The following is a 26395-nucleotide window of genomic DNA, read 5'->3' on the forward strand; positions in this document are numbered from 1 at the left end:
TGTGTTTGTGATGGATTCGCGAGATAATGTACTTGGCTTTGCATATCATGTCCTCAATTCGTGGTGGTTTTGAGTTTATGATACGCAAAGTTTTTTATTATTTCCAGGATTAACTAGCACAACGAGTATTCTTTATAGTTTGTTAATTTATCTTTTATTATTGTGTTAGCTAGTCTTGCCGTACTTATTTGAAACTTCTCCGAAAGTTTTATCGGCAAGCTCAAAATCTCTCTCAGAGATTTTGAGCTGTCCCCGATTCGCTGGCCTCTGCTAAAAGCAAACTAAAGGACTATTCTGCGTAAAAGGGATTATACGAACTAAAATAATAAAGGGTCTGGGAGAAAAGTACCAGCCTCTAACTTTTATTTTCCAAAAATTCTTTGACGCAGTGGTTGATTTGGTCAAACAGCTAAAAGGCTGTTTGAGGTAACAGATAGGAGAGCGAAGCAAATAACAATCGTTCGCCTTTTATGGAGAGAACTTTTCATGTTCTCTTATCCAGAAACTCAAAGAGTCAATCCCCGACTCTTTGACATCCAAAAACAGACTCATTAACTTTGATAGGAACTTTGTTCTTTCCATCTATAAACTCTAAAGGCATTTAACATGCCTTTAGACCGGGGGGATTCAAACAGTCTGGGAAGAGACTGTTTGAACCCGAGCCTAACAATAAAATAGCGAGGTTGGTTTGGGGAGAAACCGTTTCAGCTTACAACTTGAAATAAAGACTTGTAACGAACTCTTTTTTATCCAAGGGAGTTCTTTCCCACTCCGTTCATCAAATTGAAGAGTAATAGTAAGGGAGTTCTATTTCTGTACACAACTGGGGAACAGTCATTCCTTCACTGTCAGCGGCAATCTCACAATAAAGTAACTGCCTTGTCCGACTTGGGATTCTACTTGAATGCTTCCTCCGTGTTGGTGGACGATTTGGCGAACGAGGGAGAGGCCGAGACCAATTCCTTGGTCTTGATTTTTATTCCGATCTTGGGAGATTTGGTAAAATTTTTCCCAGATGTGGTCGAGTTGGTCGGCTGGAATTCCGGATCCGTTGTCGCTGATGCGCAGGGTTGCGGTGGCCTCGTCTGTCTCCAATTGAATATGAATCCAGTCTGTTGTGAATTTTCGGGCATTGGAGAGGAGGTTATCCAACAAGCGTTGCAGCTGAGTAATGTGGCCTTGAAGCTGGATGTTTTCTTGGATATCCACTTCAACTTTGATGCCTTCTGTTTCCAACAGGCGGCGGAAGTCGGTGGCTTTCTCTTCAACTACTTTCGAGAAGTTGAGTGCTTGAAAGTTGACAATTCCACCTTCTTCTAAGCGAGCCAGTTCTAGAATTTGTTCCACTAAATTCTTCATTTGTAGGGCTTGGCGGTGGGTAATCGCATGTGACTCCTGGGCTTCGTCAAGGGTCTGAGCGTAGTCTCGTCCGTATTGGCTTTCCGAAAGGATAACCGTTAACGGAGTGCGCAGCTCGTGGGAGACATCATTGGTTAGCTGGCGTTCGCGCTGAAAGGTACTCTCAATCGTTTCCAGCATATGATTAATGGTTGCCGCCAATTGTGTGAGCTCGTTCTTTTGTTGGCTTTGAGGAATTCTTTGGGAAAAATCCTGGCTGAGTCGAATGCGATCGGCTGTTTGGCCAATGGCCTCAACAGGTCGGAAGGCGGCTTTTAAGATGCGATATCCTCCCCAACTGACGATGGCTATCAAAAATGGTGCAATGCCGGCAAGGGTTAGGAGAAACAATTGCAATTCGGGATTGCTATTGGCTTGGCTTGTGACAGCTCTGAGCCAGTGGGTGCTTCCGGGGATTTTTGTGTCAACGTAATAGTAGTCATGATTGTTTCCGCTTGTTTCTCGTACTTGTCCATTTGAGAAAGGGAGGCTACTATCGAAGTCACTAGGGAAGAAAGATTGAAGGGTTTGATTCTGCTCATTATAGATGGAGTAGTAGATGCCATCGTCAAAGCCTTCCAGTTCATCTTCGTCTTCTGCTAGGTATTGGGCTGTTTCAATCGCTTCTTCTTGCAAGAAGTTTTGATCAACAGAGGTGGCTAGGGAGCTGGTGAGCAGTAGGGCAAGTCCTAAAAAGCCTAGTAGAATAAGCAGGATAAAACTTGAGTACCAGGTATTAACCCTGCGAATGATAGAGGAATCAGATCTTTTGAATAGGGATTTAAAGGATGACATAACCAAGACCTCTTTTGGTTTGAATCAAGGAATCCTTAGAGGATTCTTGGAGTTTGCGGCGGATATTCTTAATCAGCACCTCAATATTGTTTGAATCGCCTTCGTAATCGAAATCCCAAACGTGTTCGCGGATCCGATCACGAGAGAGGACTTGCCCTCGGTGAGTCATAAGATAAGCGAGAATCTCGTATTCCTTGGCAGTTAGGGGAATCAGCTGATCAGCCTTCCAGACTTGCTGGCTGGTTAAGTCCAGGCGGACGTGATCAATTTCAATGAGGGAAGAGGTGACATTGGCTTGTTCACGCCGAGTGATGGCCCGAAGGCGAGCCAGGAGTTCAGGGAATTCGAAGGGCTTGACGAGATAATCATCAGCTCCTAAGTCAAGTCCCCGAACCTTGTCCTCAAGGCTGTCTTTAGCGGTCAGAAAGAGGACAGGCGTTTGTTTCCCTTGATGGCGGAGGGTTTGAACAAGGCTAAAGCCATCCATGCGAGGCATCATGACGTCCACTACTAAAGCATCGTAATTCGTGGTTGCCAAATAATCCAAGGCTTCTTCTCCGTCAAAAGCGGCATCAACGCTGTAGGCCTGAGTCTTGAGTAGCTTGACTAAGCTACGATTTAAGTCTAATTCATCTTCAACGATTAGTAGTTTCATCATGTCCTCTTTTCTTTTTCTTCAGTATATAGTCTTTTAGTACAAGGCAGCGAGTCGTAGACAGTACTGAAGTACGGCAAGACGAGCTAACACAGTAATAAAAGATAAACTAAAAGAGTATATCAAAAAGACCAGGGGATAAAGCCTAGTCTTTCTGTGATTTGCACTCTTTTGTGAATCTAAGTAGAAACTTGTTCTCAATCCCTAATAATCGCTTGGAGCTTCCGTGAGGCTTAGGGTCTTAGCATCTACCAGGATTTCTTGGAAGGTATCCTCATTTAGGATTTCAGCTTGATAGGTTACAGACTTGCTTGTGTTCTCAAGGCTGATATCTAAGATTTTTGCGGAAGGGTATTCTTTTAGGAGAGCTTTTTCGACATCGGCGATACTTTTTTCAGGTTGGGATTTCAGTTTCTCATCTGCCTCTAGTGGCTCTTCTGATTTGCGGATAACTTTTCCACTATCAGCATGGAGTTCTAATTCGATTTCCTTATCCTTGGTTTCAATACGGACTTCGTAAATAACTTGTTTGTTATCACGATCTAAACTCATGTCTGTGACGGTTCCTGAACCTACTTCTTTGAGAGCCGCTTTAGTCGCTGCTTCAAAGTTTAGTTTGGGATTCAAGGCTTTGATTTCTTGCAAGACCTGCTCGCGAACTTGTCCCTCATCCCAATCTTCATCATCTTCCCAGTCCCAATCCCAATCAAATTGATTTTCCATCGCTTGGACCGTCTCGATGACTGTTGGAGCATTTCCAGTGGCATAGATTGTCGCCGCTCCTGCAGCTCCAGTTCCCAGTACAAGGGCCGAAGTCAGTAGCAACCATTTATTTTTCAAGATTGTTTTCATAAAATTTTTCCTCTTTTCATTTGTTCTGCTGTTAGTATAAAGGAGAAAAATGAAGAGAAAATGAAGAACGGCTCATAAATGCAAAAAAATTAAAAATCGTAAAGGGTCATGTGTTTCAAAAAATCACGGAATCTTGGAAGGGTTAGCTCTAGATAACCTCTTTTACTTGGATGAACAACCCCTTTTCGAATGAGTCTCTCCCTGTAGACAGAAAATTTATTGGCAGAGAATTCGAGCTGGTCACGGAGCTGGCTGACCGGTACTTCATTTCTGGGACTATCCAGAAATGCTTTTAGAACATCTCTATCTAAGTCTGATAGTTCGGACCAGATTTTATTGTAGACATATTCTTGTAAATAGTCATCGAAAGCGTCTAGTAACTCAACAAGAGCTTTTTCCTTCTCATTCCATTTTAGATATCCCAATACTTGGAAGGCAAAGGGGAAGCCCCTGGTTAGCCTACTCATTTCGATAGCTTCTTCATCAGATAAATCAAAGATTTCTTTATAGGACTTTGTAATGAACAGATAATTTAAAGGGGACAGGTATTCCTTTTTTGATCGATGTAGGAATGTGAGACTGGAATCATCCTGAAGAAGTGAGATATTTTCGTACAATCCGGTCATGAGCAGAAATACAGGCAGATCATCACTGATCCAAAGTTGAAATGAGGAAACAAAGGCTTTTAGATTATCTGATTTTGTAACCTCATCAATGGCGATGAGAAGTTTTTTGTTATTCTCCTTTAGTTGTAAGAGCATTTTTTCAAGGGCGACCTCTATGCTAACAACTGGTGGGACATTTTCTACATCAACACCTAAACCAAAGATAGAGAGGTTTAGTTTTGCCTTATGAAATAAAGCACTGATTTCTGGAATCTCGTATAATTTTGCAGCTAAACTTTCGAAAAGAGGTCTATTTGGATTTAACTTGATGGTGATCCAATCAGATTTCTGATTCAGGTGACGGACAATCTCATTCATCATAACCGTTTTACCAACTCCTCTAACACCTGTAAGAATATAGGATTGAGAAGAAGGATTGTCTGAGGTTAAATCTTCTATAATCGTTGTTGTTTGGGCTGTTCGGTCGATGTAGGTCAATGGTTTCTTTCCAAATCCCAGTGTAAATGGATTTGTCATGCGTTGCACCTCACTCTTTTATAATCTTTTATAATCCTAACTTTATTTTATAATCTTTTATAATTCGGCGCAACTTTTATATTTTTTTATAAAGTTTTATCATTCATCCCTCCCTTACTTTGGATGTTTTTTTGGGAAAAATTCTGAAAAAGGGCTTGACACCTTTTTCAAAATAGTTTATTATACCCTTAACCTTAAAAATGAAGAAAGGAAAAACTACGGTATGTTGAGAACTAGCCAGACAACAGCAGTGAATCATACATATTTCTACAGCTACTTTTAGATAGTGTTTGTAGCCAGGTTTCATGGATACAAACACGACAACGTTTCGTTTGTATCTATGTAGCTGTGGTAGTTTTGACTGTGCCTGCATAGATGATACATCTAAGTGGCAGGATCAAGTCAGTCTGTTTCTTCATACAGTTGAATTGAAAAGGGGCCGTTTAGATAGCAGAAACGGTCCCGTTTTTTGTATCCAAACTCTCATTTAAGGAAAAGAAAAAGAGGAGAAATGAATATGCGATTTAAGAAGTTTTTTATGGGCTCGGTAGCCTTTTTGTCCGCGGTAACACTAGCAGCTTGTTCGACATCTGGTGAAAATGCTGGTGATACGAAGGTAGGAATTATCCAGTACGCAGAGCACGACGCCTTAACAGCCACACGTGAAGGCTTTATGGAAGCTCTTGAAAAAGCAGGATACAAAGAAGGGGATAATGTAACGGTAGACCTCCAAAACTCCCAAGGAGATCAAGCCAACCTTCAAACAATGGTTGAACAACTAGCTGGAAAAAATGATGTCAACTTTGCCATCGCAACCCCAGCCGCTCAATCTCTCTTAAGCGTTGATAACGAAACTCCATCGGTCTTTACAGCCGTAACAGATCCAGTTTCCGCTGGCTTGATTGATTCTTTGGAAAAACCAGGCGGGAGCATGACAGGTTCTACAGATGCGAGTGATGTCAAAGGACAAATGGAGATGTTGCTCAAAGTAGTGCCAGAAGTGAAAACGGTAGGGATTTTCTACAATTCTAGCGAGGTGAACTCCGAGGTTCAGGCCAAAGAAGCTGAAAAAATCTTGAAAGATAAGGGCATCAAGGTCGTTACGAAGACTGTCACAACAACCAATGATGTACAGCAAGCTGTAACCTCTCTTGCTGGCCAAGTAGAGGCCATCTACTTCCCATTGGATAACACAGTTGCTTCAACTGCCAGCACCATTGGAGATGTCTTGAAAGAAGCCAAAGTCCCTGCCATGGGTAGTGACAATGCAGTTATTGAAGCAGCCCTCTTTACCTATGGTGTTGACTACCATGCTATTGGTGTTCAAGCTGGCGAATTGGCTGTCGACATTCTTAAAGGGAAAAAACCAGCAGATTTGGCAGTGAAGACACCTGAAAAAGCAAGCGTTGCTGTCAACGAGGAGATGGCGCAGGCTCTTGGAATTGATCCTGAAACCATCAGAGCATTAGAGAAATAAAAAGGAACATCTATGAAAAAAATCGGAAAGTATTTACTCACAACCTCACTACTTGGTCTAGCAGTCCTGGGCTTGGCTGCTTGTTCGAATACCCAAGGCCAGTCTGGAAGTGCTAATGGCGTTAAAGTCGGAATTCTCCAGTACATGGAACACGATTCTCTGACAGCTGCCCGTAAAGGATTCGAAGCAGAATTAGCAGACAATGGTTACAAGGAAGGTGATAAGCTAACCTTGGATTACCAAAATGCTCAAGGGGATCAAGCCAACTTACAAACAATTTCGGAACAACTCGTGAATAATAACGATTTAGTTCTTGCCATTGCGACCCCAGCAGCACAAAGTTTGGCAACTGCTTCTACAGACACGCCTGTTCTTTTCACGGCTGTTACGGATCCGCTTTCTGCAGATCTAGTGGATTCAATCAAAAATCCAGGTGGTATGTTGACGGGCACTAGTGATCAGGCTCCAATTGATAAACAAGTGGAGTTGTTAGGTCAGGCAGTGCCAAATGCAAAAACGGTTGGAATTCTCTACAACACCAGCGAACGAAATTCTGAAGTTCAGGTTGAGACCGCTCAACCCTTGCTTGAAAAAGCAGGATATAAAGTGGTCTTAAAAGGAATCTCCAATACCAATGACGTCCAAGATGCAGTGACCAGTTTGATGAAGGGTGTGGATGCAGTCTTCATTCCGACTGATAATACCGTGGCTTCAACCATGACCATGATTGGAGAACTTTCCGTAGCCAACAAGGTACCAGTCATCGGTGGATCAACAGATATGGTGGATGAAGGTGGACTACTCACTTATGGTACTAACTATGAGGCTCTTGGTCGCCAAACTGCTAAAATGGCCTTGAAGATTTTGGATGGTGCATCACCAGCGGATACAGCTGTTGAATATCCTGAAACTGTTAGCCTCCATGTCAATGAAGAGATGGCTAAAAAGTTAGGAATTTACACCAACAAGTTAAGTGTAAAAGAGTAATTGAAATCATTGGGGACTTGAGCTTGTCTGCCAGTTCTCAAAAAGGAGTAGAACGTGGATCTTATTTTATCAAGTGTGTCACAGGGTCTTCTCTGGTCCATTATGGCCATTGGGGTATACGTGACTTATCGCATTTTGGATATTGCGGATTTGACCGCTGAGGGAGCTTATCCGCTCGGTGCAGCTGTAGCTGCAACCGGAATTGTTGGAGGGATGAATCCTCTCCTCGCAACCCTCTTGGCATTTGTAGCTGGAATGGGAGCAGGTCTGGTGTCTGGACTTCTCCATACCAAGATGAAAATTCCAGCTCTTTTGACGGGGATTGTAACCTTAACAGGATTGTATTCCATTAACTTAAAGATTTTAGGGAAAGCCAATGTGGCTCTTCTTCGTCAGGAGACTTTGGTGACCCAACTGCAAGGTCTGGGTTTAACCAAAACAACAGCTGTCCTTATTATTGGTAGTGTTTTCGTGGCAGTTGTGATCCGCTTGTTGACTTTGTTGATGAACACCCAAATTGGGTTGGCGCTGCGATCTACAGGGGATAACATTCCTATGAGTGAGGCCAATGGGATCAATGTGAATCGTATGAAAATCTATGGTTACATGCTTTCCAATGGTTTGATTGCCCTTTCCGGTGCTCTTTTGACTCAGAACAATGGGTTTGCGGATTTGAACTCAGGAACGGGTACGATCGTTATCGGCTTGGCATCTGTTATTATTGCCGAAGTGATTCTTCGCAATTTGCGTATCGGTTGGCGCCTGCTCTCAGTGGTTCTGGGATCCATCATTTACCGTCTCATTATCTTGGCGATTTTGGAAATTCCGGGTATGGATGCGGACTTGGTGAAACTCTTCTCAGCAACTCTATTGGCTGTGGTGCTCTTTGTGCCGGAAATTCAAAAGAAGTTGCGCGTGCGTAAGATTAATGTGACAGACAAAACGGCATAGGAGGGAAATAAGATGACAAGTATTTTATCGATTCAAGATATCCACAAAACCTTCGAAGCTGGTACAATCAATGAAAATCACGTACTCCGAGGGATGAATCTGGAAGTACAAGAAGGAGATTTCATTTCAATTATCGGAGGAAATGGGGCAGGAAAATCAACCCTTATGAATACCCTAGCTGGAACTTTATTGGTAGACTCTGGGGATATCCTCTTGGAAGGCAAATCTATCAAGAATGTACCAGCAGCTAAGCGTGCGGTTGATATTAGTCGTGTTTTCCAAGATCCCAAGATGGGAACGGCATCACGCTTGACCATTGAAGAAAACATGGCTGTAGCCTTCCGTCGTGGTCAAAAAAGGGGGCTCGGCTGGGGTGTTAAAGACTCTGAACGCCAAGTCTTTAAAGAAGCCTTGAAAGAATTAGGATTGGGGCTTGAAAACCGTATGAAGGTGGATACTCAATTCCTATCAGGAGGCCAACGCCAAGCCTTGACGTTGCTCATGGCTTCCTTAGTTAAGCCTAAAGTTCTCCTTTTGGATGAGCATACAGCTGCTTTGGATCCCAAAACTAGTGACATGGTTATGGACTTGACCAAAAAAATTGTTGAAAAAGATAAGTTGACAGCTCTGATGATCACCCATAATATGGAAAATGCCATCGAATATGGAAATCGTTTGGTCATGCTTCATCAAGGACGTATCGTTGTGGATGTTAAGGGGGAAGAAAAAGTCAACTTGACCGTTCAAAACCTACTAGACCTCTTCCACAAAAATAGTGGTCAGGCGTTGGTCGACGATGAAATGATGCTATAAGACTTTTCTAAAATTTTTTAGGTTTTTCAGTAAGGATGGGTAAAACCGTATAAACATGAAAAGACCCGAATCGTTTGTGAATCGATTCAGGTCTTTTTTTCTTTTCCAAAGAAGAAAGGTGGAGTATATTCGCTAAGGATTTGGAAGGTTTCTTGGGCCTTGTCATGATTTTCACAGATGATAAGGCAGACGTCATCTCCGCAGACAGTAGCGACGATTTGATTGAGTGCCATGTTGTCTAAGATAGAACCAAAAGCTTGCGCTTGACCGGGGAGACTTTTGAGAATCACTTGGTGTTGCACCACGCGCATGAGTAGCAAGGAATCCTCCATATAAAAACGCAGGCGGTGCTCTAAGTTGTTATTGGACAGGCTGACAGCCTGGTAGTAGCTACTGCCATTGTTGTTGACTTTGACGAGATTGAGATCTTTGATATCACGGGAAAGGGTGGCTTGGGTAACTTCGATACCGTTTTCTCGAAGTCGTGCTTGTAATTGGTCTTGAGTATGGATGTGTTCTTGGCTAATCAGAGAGCGTATCAGTTGCTGGCGCAGTGATTTTTTATACATAATGATTCCTCCTGTAATAAGTATAGCAAATTTTTTGCAAACGGAAACATACAAGGTCTGCATTTTTATGATATAATAATAAATAAGGAGGTAGCCAATGATTTCCAAGATAGACTATGATTACCTGCGCTCTTTAGATGATTTTCGCTTGTTTCCGGCTGTTGAGTTTGATCAGTTGGCCAGACAGATCAAGTTAAGACAGGCTGGAAAAGGACAGCGCCTTTTCTTTGAAGGAGATGCAAGAGAGCACCTCTTTTTAGTGCGTTCGGGCTATTTCAAGATTGAGATGGCAGATCAATCAGGATCCTTCTATTACATGGATTTTATCCAGCATGGAACTATTTTTCCTTATGGAGGTCTATTTACGGATGAAGCCTATCACTTTTCAGCCTTGGCTATGACAGATGTTGTTTATTATGAGCTGCCCGTTCAGCTCTATGAGGAGTTTTCTCTAGGCAATACAGAGCAAATGAAGCACTTGTTTGAAAAAATATCCAAGCTCTTGGAACTCCATGAACTGCGGGTGCGTAATACAGTCACCTCGAATGCTAAGGATCGGGTTATTCAATCCTTGGGAATTCTCTTTTTGGAGATGTTGGAGTCAGATGAGTGTACGCTTCCCTTTAAGTTGACCACCCATGAATTAGCCGATATGAGCGGAACAACCCGAGAGACAGTCAGCCGTGTGCTGAAGGAACTAAAGGAAGACCAGAAAATTCAAGTTACAGGTAAACAGGTTTCTTACCTGGATCGTAACTATTTTTATCAATATACAAAATAAGGGGGTGGTTGTCCACCCCCTTATAATAATGTCAAAATTCATAACTATTCATTGATTATTTTTAAATGAAAAAAGATACAACTTTTACCACTAGTAGTGGAGTAATATACTTTTCACCCTAAAAAAGTGTGATGAAATATACATTTCTATTGTCGATTTTATCCAAAAAACCACTCCGTAATCGCTTACAATGGAATTACCAAAACAAAGAAAAGAGGTACGCATATGGCCCAAGAACAACCCATTAAGGTTTTTTCAGAAATTGGTCGTCTGAAAAAAGTAATGCTTCATAGGCCGGGCAAGGAATTGGAAAACCTCATGCCGGACTACTTGGAACGCATGTTGTTTGATGATATTCCTTTCTTGGAAGAAGCGCAGCGGGAGCACGATGCATTTGCCCAAAAATTACGGGATGAAGGAGTCGAAGTTCTCTATTTGGAACAACTGGCGGCAGAATCCCTTGTAAATGAGGAAGTTCGTCAAGCTTTCATCGATGAGTATATTGAAGAAGCGAATATTCGTGGACGTGCTACTAAGAAAGCCGTTAAGGCTTTGTTGGATGCTATTGAAGATCCAAAAGAATTGATTGACAAGACCATGGCTGGAGTGCAAAAAGCAGAATTGCCAGAATTAAGTGCAGAAGAGCGTGGTTTAACCGACTTGGTTGAATCCGACTATCCATTCGCAGTTGATCCTATGCCGAACTTGTACTTTACTCGCGATCCATTCGCTACGATGGGACACGGGGTTTCTCTCAACCATATGTATGCGGAAACACGGAACCGTGAAACTCTGTATGGTAAGTACATCTTCCAACACCATCCAGTCTATGGTGGTAACAAAGTTCCGATGGTTTATTCACGGGACGAAACCACTCGTATCGAAGGTGGGGATGAGTTGGTCCTCTCTAAAGATGTCTTGGCAGTTGGAATCTCTCAACGGACAGATGCTGCCTCCATTGAAAAACTCTTGGTTAACATCTTTGAAAAAAACCTTGGCTTCAAGAAAGTTTTAGCCTTTGAATTTGCAAATAACCGTAAATTCATGCACTTAGATACTGTTTTCACCATGGTTGACTATGATAAATTCACCATTCACCCTGAAATTGAAGGGGACTTGAAAGTGTATGCTGTAACCTATGAAGATGGTCAGCTGCACATCGAACAAGAATTTGGTGAATTGGATAAGGTCCTGGCCGATGCCCTTGGTTTGGAATCCGTTGATTTGATTCGCTGTGGCGGTGATAGCTTAGTTGCAGCAGGCCGTGAACAATGGAACGATGGTTCTAACACCCTCACTGTAGCTCCAGGTGTCGTTGTTGTTTACAAACGGAACACCATTACCAATGCGATCTTGGAATCTAAAGGACTCCGTTTAATCAAGATTGGTGGAAGTGAATTGGTTCGTGGACGTGGTGGACCTCGTTGTATGTCCATGCCATTTGAACGGGAAGATTTAGCTTAAGGAAAAGAAAGGAAAAAACATGTCACAAGTATTTCAAAACCGTAGTTTTCTAGCAGAAAAAGATTTCTCTCGCGCTGAACTTGAATACCTTATTGATTTTTCAGCTCATTTGAAAGATTTGAAAAAACGTGGAGTTCCTCACCGCTACCTAGAAGGTAAAAATATTGCTCTCTTGTTCGAAAAAACTTCTACTCGTACTCGTGCAGCCTTCACAGTTGCAGCTGTAGACCTTGGTGCACATCCAGAATATCTTGGTGCCAATGACATCCAATTGGGTAAAAAAGAATCAACTGAAGATACTGCAAAGGTTCTTGGCCGTATGTTCGACGGAATCGAATTTCGTGGCTTTAGCCAAGAAATGGTAGAAGAATTAGCAGAACACTCAGGTGTACCGGTTTGGAATGGTCTGACAGATGCTTGGCACCCAACTCAAATGTTGGCAGACTATTTGACTGTAAAAGAGAACTTTGGTCGCCTAGAAGGTATCAATCTTGTATACTGTGGAGACGGGCGTAACAACGTTGCCAACTCTCTTTTGGTTACCGGTGCCATTTTGGGTGTAAATGTACGCATCTTTTCTCCAAAAGAACTATTCCCAGCTCCGGAAGTTGTGGAATTGGCAGAAGGATTCGCAAAAGAATCTGGTGCCAAAATCTTAGTCAGTGACAAGGCTGAAGAAGCTATCCCAGGTGCTGATGTACTCTACACTGACGTATGGGTGTCAATGGGTGAAGAAGACAAGTTCAAAGAACGTGTTGAATTGCTTCAACCATACCAAGTGAATATGGACTTAGTAAAACTTGCAGGTAACGATGATTTGATCTTCTTGCACTGCTTGCCAGCTTTCCACGATACCAATACTGTTTATGGTAAAGATGTTGCGGAAAAATTTGGTGTAGAAGAAATGGAAGTAACAGATGAAGTCTTCCATAGCTCACACGCTTGTCACTTTGACCAAGCGGAAAACCGGATGCATACCATCAAAGCTGTTATGGCCGCAACCTTGGGAAATCTCTTTATTCCTAAAGTGTAACCCTTATACTCGAAATAGTTCGAAATCTGAAATGAATTTTAATCCAGGAATTGGATTAAAATTTATAGGTCATGAAGCAAGCATCGCTTGCCATCAATCCGATGAAGATAGTTCAACAGGTCTGGGAGACCTGTTGAATATTATCGCTAAAGCGTGCAAGACACGCAATCAAAGGGGTTCAGCGAAGAGGAGTAACAGATTCAGATTTTGAAATGTAATGAGTATTAGAGTCTTTTAGTTTACTTTTAGTACAAGGCAGCGAATCGTAGACAGCTCAATCTTGAGGGAGATTTTGAGCTTGCTGATAAAACTTTTGAAGAAAGTTTCAAATAAGTACGGCAAGACGAGCTAACACAGTAACAAAAGATAAACTAAAAGAGTATGATCCCATTTTTTGAGGGCGAGGCAGGCCTTAGCCTAGCCCTCTTTTTCCTATTATGTAAAAAAGAAGGAGAATCATTCATGGCAAACCGTAAAATTGTTATCGCTTTAGGAGGAAATGCCATCCTTTCTTCAGATCCATCTGCAGCAGCTCAGAAAGCAGCTTTGGTGGAAACCGCCAAACATTTGGTGAAATTGATTAAGAATGGGGATGAGTTGATCATCACCCATGGAAATGGCCCCCAAGTTGGAAACTTGTTACTACAAAATTTGGCAGCGGATTCTGAAAAAAATCCTGCTTTCCCACTGGATTCCCTTGTAGCCATGACGGAAGGATCTATTGGCTTCTGGCTACAAAATGCTTTGGAAAATGAATTGACCAAAGAAGGAATTAACAAAGAAGTGGCTTCTGTCATTACCCAAGTTGTGGTGGACAAAGCAGATCCAGCCTTTGAAAATCTTTCCAAACCTATTGGTCCCTTCTACACAGAGGAAGAAGCAAAAGCTGAAGCGGCTAAAACCGGAGCAACCTTTAAAGAAGACTCTGGTCGTGGTTGGCGAAAAGTTGTCGCTTCTCCAAAGCCAGTTGGGATTAAAGAAATTGGGGCTATTCGCACTTTATTAGAAGCTGGTGGTGTTGTCATTGCTGCTGGTGGGGGCGGTGTTCCAGTCATTCAAGAAGAAGACGGTACTTTGACGGGTGTTGAAGCGGTTATTGATAAAGACTTTGCATCACAGACCTTGGCAGAGCTAGTGGATGCGGATCTCTTTATTGTTTTAACAGGTGTGGATTATGTGTTTGTGAACTTTAATAAACCAGATCAAGCTAAATTGAAGCAAGTAACCGTTGCTGAATTGGAACAGTATATCCAAGAAGAGCAGTTCGCTCCTGGTTCTATGTTGCCAAAAGTTGAGGCAGCTATTGCTTTTGTGAACAACAAGCCAGAATCTAAGGCAGTGATTACATCCTTGGAAAATTTGGGAGCTCTCATTGAATCGGATAGTGGTACGATTATTGTCAAAGGTTAAAGCCCTTGGAGGAGAGGTTTTCATAGGTTGAAGACCTCTGCTTGTAGTGTTTCATTAGAAAGAGTGACAAATAGATGAAAATGGGGAGTGATGGCGTCAAAGGATTTTGCTCTCCACACATCTATTTCCTGGTCAAGTATCTATCTATAAGCAATGTTTTCAGGATAACGGCTACTGGAAGAGAATGTCATCTCTTGAAGATAGGTGGATATTTGGCTTGGTCATTCCGGATATGTTTTTCCTGGAAAAGAAAAATTGTATAGGAGGTTTTTGCAATGAGCGAAAATGAAAAAAGAGGCTTTAAATTGCCTTCATCATACACAATATTGATGCTCATTATTGCCCTTATGGCTGTGATGACATGGATTATTCCAGCTGGTCAGTATCAAGTAGATGATGCAGGGAATTTGGTGGCAGGTACCTATGAGAAGGTCGCGCAAAATCCGCAAGGGATTTATGATGTCTTTATGGCTCCGGTACGGGCCATGCTTGGTCATGGGGCGACAGATGCGGCGATTAGTGTAGCCTTCTTTATCATTATGGTTGGGGCGTTCCTTGGAGTTGTAAATGAAACAGGTGCGCTAGATGTTGGGATTGCATCAATTGTAAATCGTTTTAAGGGTCGAGAAAAATGGTTGATTTACGTGCTCATGCCTTTGTTTGCCCTAGGTGGTTCAACCTATGGAATGGGTGAGGAAACCATGGCTTTCTACCCACTCTTGATTCCGGTTATGATGGCAGTTGGTTTTGACAGCATTACTGGTGTTGCGATCATTTTACTGGGTTCTCAAATTGGGTGTTTGGCCTCTACCGTAAACCCATTTGCGACAGTTGTGGCTTCTGATGCTGCAGGTGTCAGTGTTGCGGATGGTATGATTTGGCGTTTAGTTTTCTTTGTAGTCACTCTCTTGATGGGGATCGTCTTCGTTGCTAATTACGCAGAAAAAGTGAAAAACGATCCAACCAAGTCCCTAGTTTACAAACAAAGGGAAGCGGATATGAAATACTTTAATGTTTCATCTACCCAAGAAGTGAATGCAGAATTGACTCCAGCACAGAAACGGGTATTGTGGGTCTTTGTCCTAACCTTTGTTCTCATGATTTGCAGCTTTATTCCATGGGAAGATTTGGGTGTAACAGTCTTTACTCAATTTAATGAATGGTTAATCGGCCTTCCAGTTATTGGCCAAGTGATTGGTTCTTCAACTGCGGCTTTGGGTACTTGGTACTTCCCAGAAGGAGCGATGCTCTTTGGGATCGCAGGAATTATCGTTGGTTTAGTCTACGGTATGAGTGAAGAACGTTTGGTGAAATCCTTTATGTTTGGTGCTGCAGATATCTTTAGTGTAGCCTTGATTTGTGCGATTGCGCGTGGTATTCAAGTAATCATGAACGACGGTATGATTACTGCTACAATTCTTCACATGGGTGAAGCAGGCTTGAAAGGTTTGTCTTCACAAGCATTCATCATTTTGACTTACCTTTTCTATCTACCAATGTCTTTCTTGATTCCATCAACCTCTGGCCTTGCAGGAGCTTCTATGGGGATCATGGCACCTCTTGGTGAGTTTGTAAATGTGCCAGCTAGCTTGGTAATTACAGCTTTCCAAGCTGCATCCGGTGTCTTGAACTTGGTGGCTCCAACTTCAGGTATTGTTATGGGGGCTTTGGCTCTCGGCCGTGTTGAAATTGGCACTTGGTATAAATTTGTTGGTAAGTTGGTAGCGGGAATCATGGTTGTTTCAATGGCAATCTTGGTTATTGCGACCTTCTTCTAGTTGAAATTCTGAGTCAAATTTTGTCTATTAGCAGACGAAATCCGGCTCAGTTTTTCCTTCTGTGTTAGAATAATGTTATACTTAACGAATTTCAAAATCAGAATACTCGCGGAAGATCAAAAAATGGCGAAGAAAGCCGATGACGGTAGTTCAACAGGTCAAAGGACCTGTTGAATATTATCAATTAAGCGTGCAAGGCACGCAATCAGTAAGTTCATCAAAGAGGCTTGACAAAGTCAGATGTTGAAATCCAATGAGTATTAGCGCTTATTTCTTTTTCGGATATTGAAGGAGGAGTCAATGATAACGAGTTTTATTCAACCATCCCATCAAAAGGCGTGTATTCAAGCGATTCAGGAACTAGTTGCTTTCCCGTCTGTTTTACAGGAAAACCAAGGAGATACTCCATTTGGTCGTGCAATCCAGGATGTATTGGAATATACGTTGGACATGACGGAGCAAATGGGATTTAAGACTTATTTGGATCCTGAAGGTTACTATGGTTATGCTGAAATTGGACAAGGAGAGGAACTGTTGGCTATTCTTTGTCATTTAGATGTTGTACCTGCTGGGGATCTGCGTCAATGGCAAACACCTCCCTTTGAAGCTGTGATACAGGGAGATCATATCATTGGGCGAGGAGTTCAGGATGATAAAGGTCCATCTATGGCGGCCTTATTTGCGGTAAAAGCCCTGCTAGATACAGGTGTTCAATTTAAGAAACGGGTTCGTTTCATTTTTGGGACGGATGAGGAGACCTTGTGGCGTTGCATGAGCCGCTATAACCAGTTGGAAGAAGTTGCGACAATGGGGTTTGCGCCCGACTCTTCTTTCCCTTTGACCTACGCGGAGAAAGGCTTATTGCAGGCTAAGTTGCTGGGTCCAGGTCATGCTTCTTTGAGTGTGGAAGCTGGCACAGCCTACAATGTCGTGCCTGCTAAGGCTAGTTACTCTGGACACTTGTTAGCGGGTGTTATTTCAGAATTAAATCAAGCAGGATTTGAGTATGAGACTCAGGAGGATCAAGTCACCGTCCTTGGAATTTCTAGGCATTCCAAAGATGCTGCAGAGGGGATCAATGCTATTGTCCGTCTAGCTAAGGCCCTAGAACGTTTTGAAAGCCACCCGACTCTAGATTTTATTGTGCATGCAATTGGAGAAGATGCCACTGGATTTAATCTATTTGGGAATATCTCTGATGAACCGTCAGGGACGTTGAGCTTCAACATTGCGGGTCTCATTATTAATACCAAGAAATCAGAAATTCGTTTAGATATTCGAATTCCTGTAACTGTGGATAAAGAGGCACTTGTGTCTACACTACAAGCCAAAGCGCAAGCCTGTGGTTTGATCTATGAAGAATACGATTACCTTCCTTCTTTGTATGTGCCACTCGACAGTCAGCTAGTATCAACGCTTATGTCTGTTTATCAAGCTAAGACAGGTGACTTGATCAGTCAACCGATTTCTTCTGGAGGAGCGACCTTTGCTCGGACGATGCCAAATTGTGTAGCTTTTGGGGCCTGCTTCCCAGGCACTGAGCAAACGGAACATCAGGAAAATGAACGCATGCCTTTAGAAGATCTCTACAAGACAATGGATATTTATGCTGAAGCCATTTATCGCCTCGCTGCGGAATAGTTTTCATTTTTTCAAGAAGTAGATTGCGGTAATCTACTTCTTTATTTTATAATGGAGAAAAAGGAGAAAAGCTGATGGACATTCAGGCATTTGGTGTCGAGGAGTGGTTAAACGTTTGGGAAAATGAAGCGGTCTATGATATTGCGGGTTCGTCTATTGTTTCGATGACCTTAGAAGAGATCCTAACGCTGGGATCGTCGGGAAAGGAAGAACTTCTAAACCAGGTATTGGTGAAAACGATGAATTACGGTTGGATTGAAGGGTCTCCGGGATTCAAGGAGCAGGTGGCCAAGCTCTATCAAAAGGCGAAACCGAATCAAATTCTCCAGACCAATGGAGCCACAGGAGCTAATTATTTGGCTCTCTATGCCTTAGTGAAGCCAGGAGACCACGTGATTTCCATGTATCCAACTTACCAGCAGCTAGTGGATATTCCACGTTCCTTTGGAGCTGAAGTAAGTCTTTGGCGAATTCAAGAAGCCAATCAGTGGCTTCCATCTCTGGAGGAATTAAGAAATATAATTCGGCCAGATACCAAGCTTATTTGTATCAATAATGCCAATAATCCAACGGGGGCGGTCATGGATCGAAACTATTTAGAAGAACTGGTGGAGATTGCGCGTGAGGTTGGAGCCTACATTCTATCGGATGAGGTCTATCAACCTTTGGAAGATGGGATTGACGTCCCCCCTATCTTTGATCTGTATGAGAAAGGCATCTCCACCAATAGTGTCTCGAAAACTTACTCTGTACCAGGAGTTCGTGTCGGCTGGATTATTGCCAATGACGAATTATCCGATTTATTCCGTAAGTACCGGGATTACACCATGATTTGTGCAGGTGTTTTTGATGATTTTATCGCTACACACGTGCTCAAACACAAAAAGGAAATTTTGGAACGAAATCGGCAGATTGTGGACCACAATTTGAAACTTGTTAAGGATTGGGTGGCTCAGGAGCCACGGGTTTCTTGGGTTCCACCTCGACATGTCTCTACGTCTTTTATCAAATTGGATGTTTCTGAGGAAACTGAGAGATTTTGTATCCGGCTATTGAAAGAGACAGGTGTCTTATTAGTACCGGGAAATCGATTTGATATGCCTGGCTATGCCCGTTTAGGTTATTGTACCCGAACTGAGATTTTGGAAAAGGGACTGGAAGCTCTTTCTGAATTTTTGAGGCAGTATGATTAAGAGCGTTTTTTGTGCTAGCCGTGTTTTTCAATCACTAGGGTTGGTAGAGTGAGGGGAGGAGAGAGTATCTGTGGTTCAAAAATGGGGATGGAAACGAATGAAGGCAGGTCATATCTACGATCCAATGGCCATGGAAGATCTTTCCTGGAAACGGATGCAAGAGGCCCAATGGGTTTTTAACCACTCTCGCTTTTGGGAGGATAAAGAGTCTTTGGATGGTGTTCGTGCTTGTCTGGGGCAAGCTCCAGAAGATTTAGTCCTGACACTTCCAATCCACTTTGATCATGGGGATCGAATCTTTTGGTCAGTCGTGCTACGCCAACACAGGTTTGACCATCTTGGACGCCCAAGAAGTACGAATTGGAGACCAGGTGCTGCTTGGTCCACATGTGTCTATCTATACCGCAAATCATCCCCTGGATGCGGAAGTGCGGTCCACTGGTTTGGAAACAGCCCGACCAGTATCGATTGGAGCCCGGGTTTGGATTGGGGGTCGAGTGGTTATTAATCCAGGGGTGTCGATTGGTTCCGACATGGTTCTAGCTTCGGGGTCTGTGGTGACCAAGGATGTCCCAAGTGGGGTGTTATACTCTTTTAGTTTATCTTTTATTACTGTGTTAGCTCGTCTTGCCGTACTTTAGTACTGCCTGCGACTCGCTGCCTTGTACTAAAAGCAAACTAAAAGACTATAGCAGGAGGAAACCCTTGCCGTGTGATTCGTCCGATTGGACCAGAGGAGACCTCTTTTTGGCGGGATGCCTTGAATCAATACCGCAAAGAACGGGAAGAAGAGCAGAAGCATTCCGAATCAGGAAATAAAATGGTATGATAGAGGATAAGTTTTTCTGAAAAAGGAGTAAGTAAAATGAAAAAACCTCTCATTGGGATTGCCGGTAGTATTTTATTGACCAAATATGGTTCTTCAGAAGGATACCGACGCGCATATGTAAATGAAGATTATGTTCAATCTGTTCTCCAAAATGGTGGGATTCCTGTCATCATCCCTGTTGTGGATAGTTTAGAAGCTGTTGACGCTTATATTGATCAAATTGATGCTCTGATTCTATCAGGAGGTCATGATGTGACTCCTCAATATTATGGGGAAGAACCTAAGCCCAAAATTGGCCAGACTTGGGAGTTACGGGATTGGTTTGAATCCAATTTGTTGGAAAAAGCTTTGGAGAGGAAAATGCCGGTCCTTGGAATCTGCCGCGGCTTACAAATTATGAATGTCTTTCATGGCGGTAGTTTGTGGCAAGACTTGACCTATATGGAAAATATTGAGGTTCGGCATATGCAGGGAAATATGCCAGATCAGACAACCCATCTAGTGGATGTAGAAGAAGGCAGCAAGCTCTATGAAATGATGGGGCAGGAAAAGTATGTCATGGTCAATACTTATCACCACCAAGCTGTGCGTGATCTTGGTGAAGGCTTTAGAGTCACCGCCAAATCTGCGGATGGAGTAGTGGAAGCGATTGAAAATGATGATTATCCATTTTATGTGGGAGTTCAGTGGCATCCAGAAATGCTGCACCAATCCGTTCCTATTATGAATAATCTCTTTGCAGGCTTAATCCAAGCGGCTCAGTAATTGGAAATATTTTTTCTTTTTTTGAATTCAATTGGTGCTAAAAAGTCTGAACACTATGGAATCCCTATTTCTATAATGAGGGTTAGAAGAGGCTCGGTCGAATGGCCAAGCCTCTCTTTCAAAAGCTGGAGGAAGGCATGCGTGAAAAAGATGTGTTAGCGGCTGCAGGCCAATTTGCCTATCTGATGTTAACCTGTGGGGCTGAAACAGGTCGTGTGGAGTCCAGTATTGATTATGTGGGAAGGGCACTTGGGATTCCGATTATCTGTCATGTGACCATGACATCAATTTTGTTAGTCAATCAGGACAGTGGTCGTTCTTATGTTGTGAAGGTCCCTCGCTACCAGGTTGACTTGCAGATGGTCCATGATTTAAACCATCTGTCACGACAGTTGGTTCAAGGTCAAGTAGACTTTGAGGGTTTTCAAATGGAAGTTGAGCGTTTGTCTCAAGGAGTTCCTCATTTTCCTTTATGGCAGCAGTACCTTGGTGCTGGATTTGTTTCGATGGCTCCGAATTTAGTGGAGCTAGCCCCGTTATCTGATTTTCTTCTCACATTTTTCTTGGGGATTTTTGCTCACTTTCTGAATCGGGAGGCTAGTCGTTTTATGGTTCCACCTTATTTAGCTGTTGGTTTATCCGCTTTTGTGGTTGCTTTTTTGACCAATGGGTTTTACCATTTGGGTTGGGGGCAGACGTTTGAGGTTCTCCTGATTTCTTCACTGATGCCGCTAGTTCCGGGTGTAGCTTTAACCAACTCACTTCGGGAACTTTTGGGAGGGCATACAATCTCGGGATTGGTGCGGGCGGTCAATGCGCTTTTGATTGCAGCCTCCATTGGTGGTGGTGTTATGATGGCGAATCTCTTGTTTAAGGCACTGGTCTAGGAGGTGGGTTATGATCTTTTTCTTGGGCTTTGTCTTAAGTTTCTGTGGTAGTTTGGGCTACGGGATGATGGTCAATGCACCCCGTCAAACCTTACTGAGTTCAGCCGTTACGGGCGGTTTGTCCTGGATTGCCTATCTTTTAGTGTTGGAAGTGACAGGGGGGATTTGGTTGGCAAATTTAGTAGCTAGTTTGATGATTGGACTCTTGTCGAACCATTTTGCGAAACGGATTGGGACACCAGTGAATATCCTGTCTATTCCCTGTATGATTTCGTTGGTACCTGGAGGGACTATCGCGACATCTATGCGGTATTTTGCCCAGGGAGAGGTTTTACAGGGGCAGTCCTTTTTTGTCCGGACCTTACTTATTTGTTTTTCACTTGCCCTTGGTTTTGTTTTGGCAGAAGGAGTGGTCTTCTTAAGAAGAAAAATGAGAAAATCATGAGTCATGACTTGCCAAAGGTGCGAAAGTGTGGTAATATTTTACGGTATGTGGTGTAGCACCCTTAAAACTAAATAGGAGGAATGACGAAATGGCAAAAGTATGTTATTTTACAGGTCGTAAAACTGTATCTGGTAATAACCGCTCTCATGCGATGAACAAAACAAAACGCGCAGTTAAACCAAATCTTCAAAAAGTTACAATTTTGGTTGACGGTAAACCTAAAAAAGTTTGGGCTTCAGCTCGTGCGCTTAAATCAGGTAAAGTTGAACGCGTTTAATCAAGCTTAAAAAGAGATTGGATTTCCAATCTCCTTTTTTATTTTCTGGGACCTGAAAGGGCTTGACATTTGAGCCCGGTTTGTACACCCATCCAAAAATGTGGTAAAATGAACTATAAACAATTTGAGGTAAAAGGATATGACTGTAAAAATCAATACACGCGATGGTCAGATTGAGTTGACCGATGATGTCATTGCTACCATCGTAGGTGGTGCAGCAACAGAGATTTTTGGCGTAGTTGGCATGGCCAGCAAGAATGCCATTAAGGACAATTTCCAAGCCCTCCTAGGTCGAGAAAATTATTCAAAAGGGGTTGTGGTTCGTAGTAACGAGGCGGGAGACATTGAGGTAGATGTCTATACTGTTTTAAGTTACGGAACCAAGATCAGTGAAGTGTCCCGTAACATCCAAGAACGGGTCACCTTCAGTTTAGAAAATCAATTAGGCATTACTGCCAAAGCAGTCAATGTATATATCCAGAATATTAAAATTGTAGGAGAGTAGTCGTGGCCAATATTACAACCAGTTTATTTCAAGAGATGGTTCAAGCAGCTGCCACTCGATTAACCAATCAAGCTGAATATGTCAACTCATTGAATGTTTTCCCTGTTCCAGATGGAGATACAGGAACGAATATGGGGATGACCATCGAAAATGGTGCCAAAGAAGTTGCTGATAAGCCTGCGCAGACAGTGGCAGAAGCAGCGAATATTTTTGCGAAGGGACTTTTGATGGGTGCGCGTGGTAACTCAGGTGTTATTACGTCACAATTATTCCGTGGTTTTTCTCAGGGAGTTAAGGATTTGGAAGAATTAGATGGAGCTGCTTTGGCCCATGCCTTCCAATCTGGTGTAGAGGTTGCTTATAAAGCGGTTATGAAGCCTGTTGAGGGAACTATTCTTACCGTCTCTCGTGGAGCTGCCATTGGAGCGGTTAAGAAGGCTGAGACCAGTAATGATGCTGTGGAAGTTATGGAAGCAGCACTTGAAGGTGCTAAGACTGCCTTAGCTAAGACTCCGGATATGTTGCCAGTTCTCAAAGAAGTAGGTGTTGTCGATTCTGGTGGACAAGGACTTGTTTTCATCTACGAAGGCTTTTTGTCTGCCCTCAATGGCGAATACATGGCTTCTGAAGATTTTGAGGCAACACCAGCCATGATGGGTGAAATGATCAATGCTGAACACCACAAATCTGTTGCAGGCCATGTTGCAACAGAGGATATTACCTTTGGTTACTGTACGGAGATTATGGTGGCCCTTAAACAAGGGCCAACCTATGTGAAGGACTTTGATTATGACGAGTTCCGCAATTACCTTAATGACCTGGGGGACTCCCTCCTTGTGGTCAACGACGATGAAATTGTCAAAGTTCATGTCCATACAGAAGATCCTGGTTTAGTCATGCAAGAAGGGCTTAAATATGGTTCTTTGGTGAAAGTTAAAGTGGATAACATGCGCAACCAACACGAAGCTCAGGTTGAAAAGGAAGCAACCCAAGCCACTGACAGTAAAGGTCCTCGTAAAGAATTTGCGGTGGTAGCCGTTGTTGCGGGTCAAGGAATGGCAGACATTTTCCGGGCATCTGGTGCAGACTATGTTATCGAAGGTGGCCAGACTATGAATCCGTCTACGGAAGACTTCGTCAAAGCTATTGAAGAAGTCCATGCAGATAAAGTTATTCTCTTGCCAAATAATAAAAACATCTTCATGGCAGCTCAATCTGCCGTCGAAGTTGTAGAGGAGGCTGCAGCTGTAGTAGAGAGCCGCACAGCTCCTCAAGGTTTGACCAGTCTCTTAGCCTTTGATCCGAGCCGCAGCTTGGAAGAGAACCAAGAACGGATGACTCAATCTTTGGCGGAAGTTGTGTCAGCTTCTGTAACTCATGCAGTTCGAGATACAACCATTGATGGTTTGGAAATCCATGAAAATGACTTCCTAGCCATGGTAGAAGGTAAAATTGTAGCTTCCGATGCTGACCTTGAGACTGCACTAGACTTGATGTTCAACCAAATGGATTTGGATGATAAAGAGATCTTTAGTATTTATGTTGGAGAAGAAGGCTCAGAAGAATTTGCAGAAAGTCTCCAAGAAAAGTTGGAAGATCGTTTTGAGGACCTGGAAGTTGAAATTTTCCCAGGAGACCAGCCAGTCTATCCTTATATCTTTTCAGCAGAATAAAGCGACATTATCCTCGAAAATGGTTTTTTCGAGGATTTTTGAGCTCAATCCTTGAATAAATAAGCTAGGGTTGGTATAGTAATGCTTATACTTGAAACAGTTCGAAATCTGAAAAGGAAATCCGATGAAGACAGAACTGAGGGTTCGGCGAAGAGGATTAACACATTCAGATTTTGAAATGTAATGAGTATTAACGAATTTCAAAATCAGAATACTAGCGGAATTGCAAAAAATGACAAGGGAATCCGATGGTGATAATTCCACAGGTCTGGGAGACCTCTGGAATATTAAGGATAAGGCGTGGAAACACGCAATCAATCAGTTCATCAAAGAGATTTGATAAAGTCAGATTGAAATGCAAAGAGTAACATCCAAAAAAATGGCAGGTAAATCATAAAAGGGATTTGCAAAAACTTGGGAAATTGCACATCCTTCTAGCTTTATCGTGAACAGTCCTTTTTATGTTTAGGAGAAAGTCGTTAACGAAAAGACTCCGTCGAATGTTCGTTTTTTGGTCAAATTGATTGCTTCTCAGTTGACAGAAGACTAGAAAAAGGGCTGATATCAGCGATTTATCTGAAATTTAATTGACAAGCTGTCTAAAATGATTTACAATGAATGTCTGGAGATAATAAAATAAGGGAGGATATCATGGCTAAGTCTAACTTTGAAAAAGTCGAGACAGTAGTAGGCTGGGTACGTGACAAGAAAATCACTGGTTACCGTATTTCTAAGGAAACCAATGCCCGTGAGATGTCTATTATTGCACTAGCACAAGGTCGTGCTCAAGTGAAGAATATTTCATTTGAGACTGCATTGGGTTTGATTGATTATTACGATAAAAATCACGAAAAATTCGATGATGCTTAATCGTTCCTGATTAAAATCGGTTAGAAAAGAAACAGGATACCCTTTTTTCTAGCCGATTTTTTATTATGTTTTCCTTGAATAAAGTTGTGGTATTTGTGAAATAAGAATAAAAAACTTAGAACATGACTTCCAAGATTAGTTTGTTTGGATTTCTTTTGTTTTCAAGAAAGTACCTGAGATTAATTTAGAAAGTGTTTATAAAAGGAATGTCAAAAATTCAACTAACAGGTTTTCAATTGAAAATCATTGCCTTGATTGGGATGTTTATCGACCATATCTATACTCATTTTGGAGATCTCCTAGGACTGCCTTTTTGGGTATCGTGGATTGGTCGCTTTGTCGCCCCAGTATTTCTTTTTCTGTTGATGGAGGGGTTTCGCTATACCTCTAATCGAAAGGCTTACTTCTTACGGTTATTGTCGGGAGCTGGTCTGATGCTGGTTATTAATGTCCTCCACAATTGGCTGATAGGTAACTATCTCGATCCTCTCACGCGAGAATTTGATCTTTGGATGTTGATGAATGGGAACAATATATTTCTGACCCTAGCCTGTTTCTTTTTAATCTTTACCTTGGTAGAACAGATTAAAGAAGGAAACTCAGGCTGTTGGTTAAAGATTCTTTACCTATTGCCTTTACTATTCTTTACTTTGTTGACTGAAGGAGGATTGTATTTGATGCCTCTCGGCTTGGTTTTGGCCTTTTTCCCAGGTTCCAAAAGAGCTGCAAATGTTGTTCTTTTAGGAACGTCGCTAGCCTTAGCATTTAAGGCTTTTTTAAGTTATCAAGGGATGTCGGAGTTCTATCCAGATTTAGGGTCTTATTTAGCCTACGATAATCAATTTATGCAATGGTTAGCAATTCCTCTCATTGCTGCTTATAATGGACAACGGGGGGGACAAGGAAAGATCTGGGAGAAGAATTTGTTCTATATTGCTTATCCCTTGCACTTGACTCTCATTTATGTCATCGAATCTTTGGTTCGATAATGAATACTTTATCACCACTGAACACAAAAAAAGCTTCCTAAAAATTTAGGCAATGTCATTAACTTAAGGATTTCGAAAGCTCCTAAATTGAGCTTTCGAAATCTTTTTTTGCTATACTTAGGCTCAAGGAGGTGGATAGAATGCCAAATCAAGTAAAGAAGCAACTACGAAATAGTATTACTGCTGTGATAAAGCGAGATAGAGAAAGTTTGATTC

At 42.3% G+C, this 26395-nt stretch carries 26 protein-coding genes; 21 read left to right on the forward strand and 5 right to left on the reverse strand.

Annotated elements, in window-relative coordinates; all coding sequences use genetic code 11:
* Positions 1-834: 834 nt before the first annotated feature.
* The 4 genes from I2503_RS04940 to I2503_RS04955 all read right to left on the reverse strand — a co-directional run bounded on the left by I2503_RS04940 (position 835) and on the right by I2503_RS04955 (position 4842).
* Positions 835-2193, reverse strand: a complete 1359-nt coding sequence (locus I2503_RS04940) for a HAMP domain-containing sensor histidine kinase (protein WP_196967231.1) — start codon at positions 2191-2193, stop codon at positions 835-837.
* A complete protein-coding gene (locus I2503_RS04945; protein WP_196091078.1) occupies positions 2180-2848 on the reverse strand; it encodes a response regulator transcription factor in 669 nt (222 codons plus the stop codon). Before I2503_RS04945 ends, I2503_RS04940 begins: the two co-directional genes overlap by 14 nt.
* A 204-nt stretch (positions 2849-3052) precedes the next feature.
* The gene (locus I2503_RS04950) at positions 3053-3700 is read right to left on the reverse strand and encodes a PepSY domain-containing protein (protein ID WP_196091070.1); all 648 of its coding nucleotides are present in this window, start codon (positions 3698-3700) and stop codon (positions 3053-3055) included.
* Between the two features lie 89 nt (positions 3701-3789).
* Entirely contained in the window at positions 3790-4842 is a 1053-nt protein-coding gene (locus I2503_RS04955; protein ID WP_196967232.1) for an ATP-binding protein, read from the reverse strand.
* Positions 4843-5359: 517 nt separating this feature from the next.
* Here I2503_RS04955 and I2503_RS04960 point away from each other — a divergent pair.
* Genes I2503_RS04960 through I2503_RS04975 form a run of 4 tightly spaced genes read left to right on the forward strand, consistent with a single transcriptional unit; the run spans position 5360 to position 9070 of the window.
* Positions 5360-6319, forward strand: coding sequence for an ABC transporter substrate-binding protein (locus I2503_RS04960; RefSeq protein ID WP_196967233.1), 960 nt, complete (start codon positions 5360-5362; stop codon positions 6317-6319).
* Between the two features lie 12 nt (positions 6320-6331).
* Entirely contained in the window at positions 6332-7306 is a 975-nt protein-coding gene (locus tag I2503_RS04965) for an ABC transporter substrate-binding protein (protein ID WP_196967234.1), read from the forward strand.
* A 54-nt stretch (positions 7307-7360) separates the two neighbouring features.
* On the forward strand, positions 7361-8257 hold the full coding sequence (locus I2503_RS04970) for an ABC transporter permease (RefSeq protein WP_196967235.1): 897 nt from the start codon (positions 7361-7363) through the stop codon (positions 8255-8257).
* A gap of 12 nt (positions 8258-8269) precedes the next feature.
* Positions 8270-9070 carry an ABC transporter ATP-binding protein gene (locus tag I2503_RS04975; RefSeq protein WP_196967236.1) on the forward strand — a complete coding sequence of 267 codons (801 nt, stop codon included), beginning with the start codon at positions 8270-8272 and terminating at the stop codon, positions 9068-9070.
* 86 nt (positions 9071-9156) lie between these two features.
* Here the strand turns inward: I2503_RS04975 and I2503_RS04980 are convergent, their stop codons facing one another.
* Entirely contained in the window at positions 9157-9639 is a 483-nt protein-coding gene (locus tag I2503_RS04980; RefSeq protein ID WP_196967237.1) for an arginine repressor, read from the reverse strand.
* Between the two features lie 97 nt (positions 9640-9736).
* Here I2503_RS04980 and I2503_RS04985 point away from each other — a divergent pair, with 97 nt between their 5' ends.
* The 17 genes from I2503_RS04985 (at position 9737) to I2503_RS05060 (ending at position 26179) form a co-directional block, all read left to right on the forward strand.
* Complete coding sequence (locus I2503_RS04985; RefSeq protein ID WP_196091689.1) at positions 9737-10420, forward strand: Crp/Fnr family transcriptional regulator; 684 nt, start codon at positions 9737-9739, stop codon at positions 10418-10420.
* Between the two features lie 225 nt (positions 10421-10645).
* On the forward strand, positions 10646-11884 hold the full coding sequence (gene arcA / locus I2503_RS04990) for an arginine deiminase (protein WP_196091688.1): 1239 nt from the start codon (positions 10646-10648) through the stop codon (positions 11882-11884).
* 19 nt (positions 11885-11903) lie between these two features.
* Positions 11904-12917 carry an ornithine carbamoyltransferase gene (gene argF, locus I2503_RS04995; protein ID WP_196967238.1) on the forward strand — a complete coding sequence of 338 codons (1014 nt, stop codon included), beginning with the start codon at positions 11904-11906 and terminating at the stop codon, positions 12915-12917.
* 462 nt (positions 12918-13379) lie between these two features.
* Complete coding sequence (arcC, locus tag I2503_RS05000) at positions 13380-14327, forward strand: carbamate kinase (protein ID WP_196967239.1); 948 nt, start codon at positions 13380-13382, stop codon at positions 14325-14327.
* 275 nt (positions 14328-14602) lie between these two features.
* Positions 14603-16105, forward strand: a complete 1503-nt coding sequence (locus I2503_RS05005; protein WP_196091685.1) for a YfcC family protein — start codon at positions 14603-14605, stop codon at positions 16103-16105.
* A gap of 300 nt (positions 16106-16405) precedes the next feature.
* Positions 16406-17746: a dipeptidase gene (locus I2503_RS05010; RefSeq protein ID WP_196967240.1), complete on the forward strand. Its 1341-nt coding sequence runs from the start codon at positions 16406-16408 to the stop codon at positions 17744-17746.
* Positions 17747-17820: 74 nt separating this feature from the next.
* Positions 17821-18939, forward strand: coding sequence for an aminotransferase (locus I2503_RS05015; RefSeq protein ID WP_196967241.1), 1119 nt, complete (start codon positions 17821-17823; stop codon positions 18937-18939).
* Positions 18940-19009: 70 nt separating this feature from the next.
* Positions 19010-19447 (forward strand): hypothetical protein, encoded by a 438-nt coding sequence (locus I2503_RS09860; RefSeq protein ID WP_348769622.1) that lies wholly within the window; start codon positions 19010-19012, stop codon positions 19445-19447.
* Positions 19437-19580 (forward strand): hypothetical protein, encoded by a 144-nt coding sequence (locus tag I2503_RS09865; RefSeq protein WP_348769623.1) that lies wholly within the window; start codon positions 19437-19439, stop codon positions 19578-19580. Before I2503_RS09860 ends, I2503_RS09865 begins: the two co-directional genes overlap by 11 nt.
* A gap of 224 nt (positions 19581-19804) precedes the next feature.
* Positions 19805-20533, forward strand: coding sequence for a gamma-glutamyl-gamma-aminobutyrate hydrolase family protein (locus tag I2503_RS05025; protein ID WP_196967243.1), 729 nt, complete (start codon positions 19805-19807; stop codon positions 20531-20533).
* A gap of 101 nt (positions 20534-20634) precedes the next feature.
* A complete protein-coding gene (locus I2503_RS05030) occupies positions 20635-21420 on the forward strand; it encodes a threonine/serine exporter family protein (protein WP_196967244.1) in 786 nt (261 codons plus the stop codon).
* Between the two features lie 10 nt (positions 21421-21430).
* Positions 21431-21865 (forward strand): threonine/serine exporter family protein, encoded by a 435-nt coding sequence (locus tag I2503_RS05035; RefSeq protein WP_196091680.1) that lies wholly within the window; start codon positions 21431-21433, stop codon positions 21863-21865.
* Between the two features lie 88 nt (positions 21866-21953).
* Complete coding sequence (gene rpmB, locus I2503_RS05040; RefSeq protein WP_002885786.1) at positions 21954-22142, forward strand: 50S ribosomal protein L28; 189 nt, start codon at positions 21954-21956, stop codon at positions 22140-22142.
* A gap of 139 nt (positions 22143-22281) precedes the next feature.
* Positions 22282-22647 carry an Asp23/Gls24 family envelope stress response protein gene (locus I2503_RS05045; protein WP_179924299.1) on the forward strand — a complete coding sequence of 122 codons (366 nt, stop codon included), beginning with the start codon at positions 22282-22284 and terminating at the stop codon, positions 22645-22647.
* A gap of 2 nt (positions 22648-22649) precedes the next feature.
* Positions 22650-24320 carry a DAK2 domain-containing protein gene (locus tag I2503_RS05050; RefSeq protein ID WP_196967245.1) on the forward strand — a complete coding sequence of 557 codons (1671 nt, stop codon included), beginning with the start codon at positions 22650-22652 and terminating at the stop codon, positions 24318-24320.
* Between the two features lie 651 nt (positions 24321-24971).
* A complete protein-coding gene (locus tag I2503_RS05055; protein ID WP_196967246.1) occupies positions 24972-25190 on the forward strand; it encodes a hypothetical protein in 219 nt (72 codons plus the stop codon).
* 206 nt (positions 25191-25396) lie between these two features.
* Positions 25397-26179 carry a TraX family protein gene (locus I2503_RS05060; RefSeq protein ID WP_196967247.1) on the forward strand — a complete coding sequence of 261 codons (783 nt, stop codon included), beginning with the start codon at positions 25397-25399 and terminating at the stop codon, positions 26177-26179.
* Positions 26180-26395 lie beyond the last annotated feature (216 nt).

The organism is Streptococcus sp. NLN64, assembly GCF_015831295.1.
In the GTDB taxonomy this organism is placed as follows: Bacteria; Bacillota; Bacilli; order Lactobacillales; family Streptococcaceae; genus Streptococcus.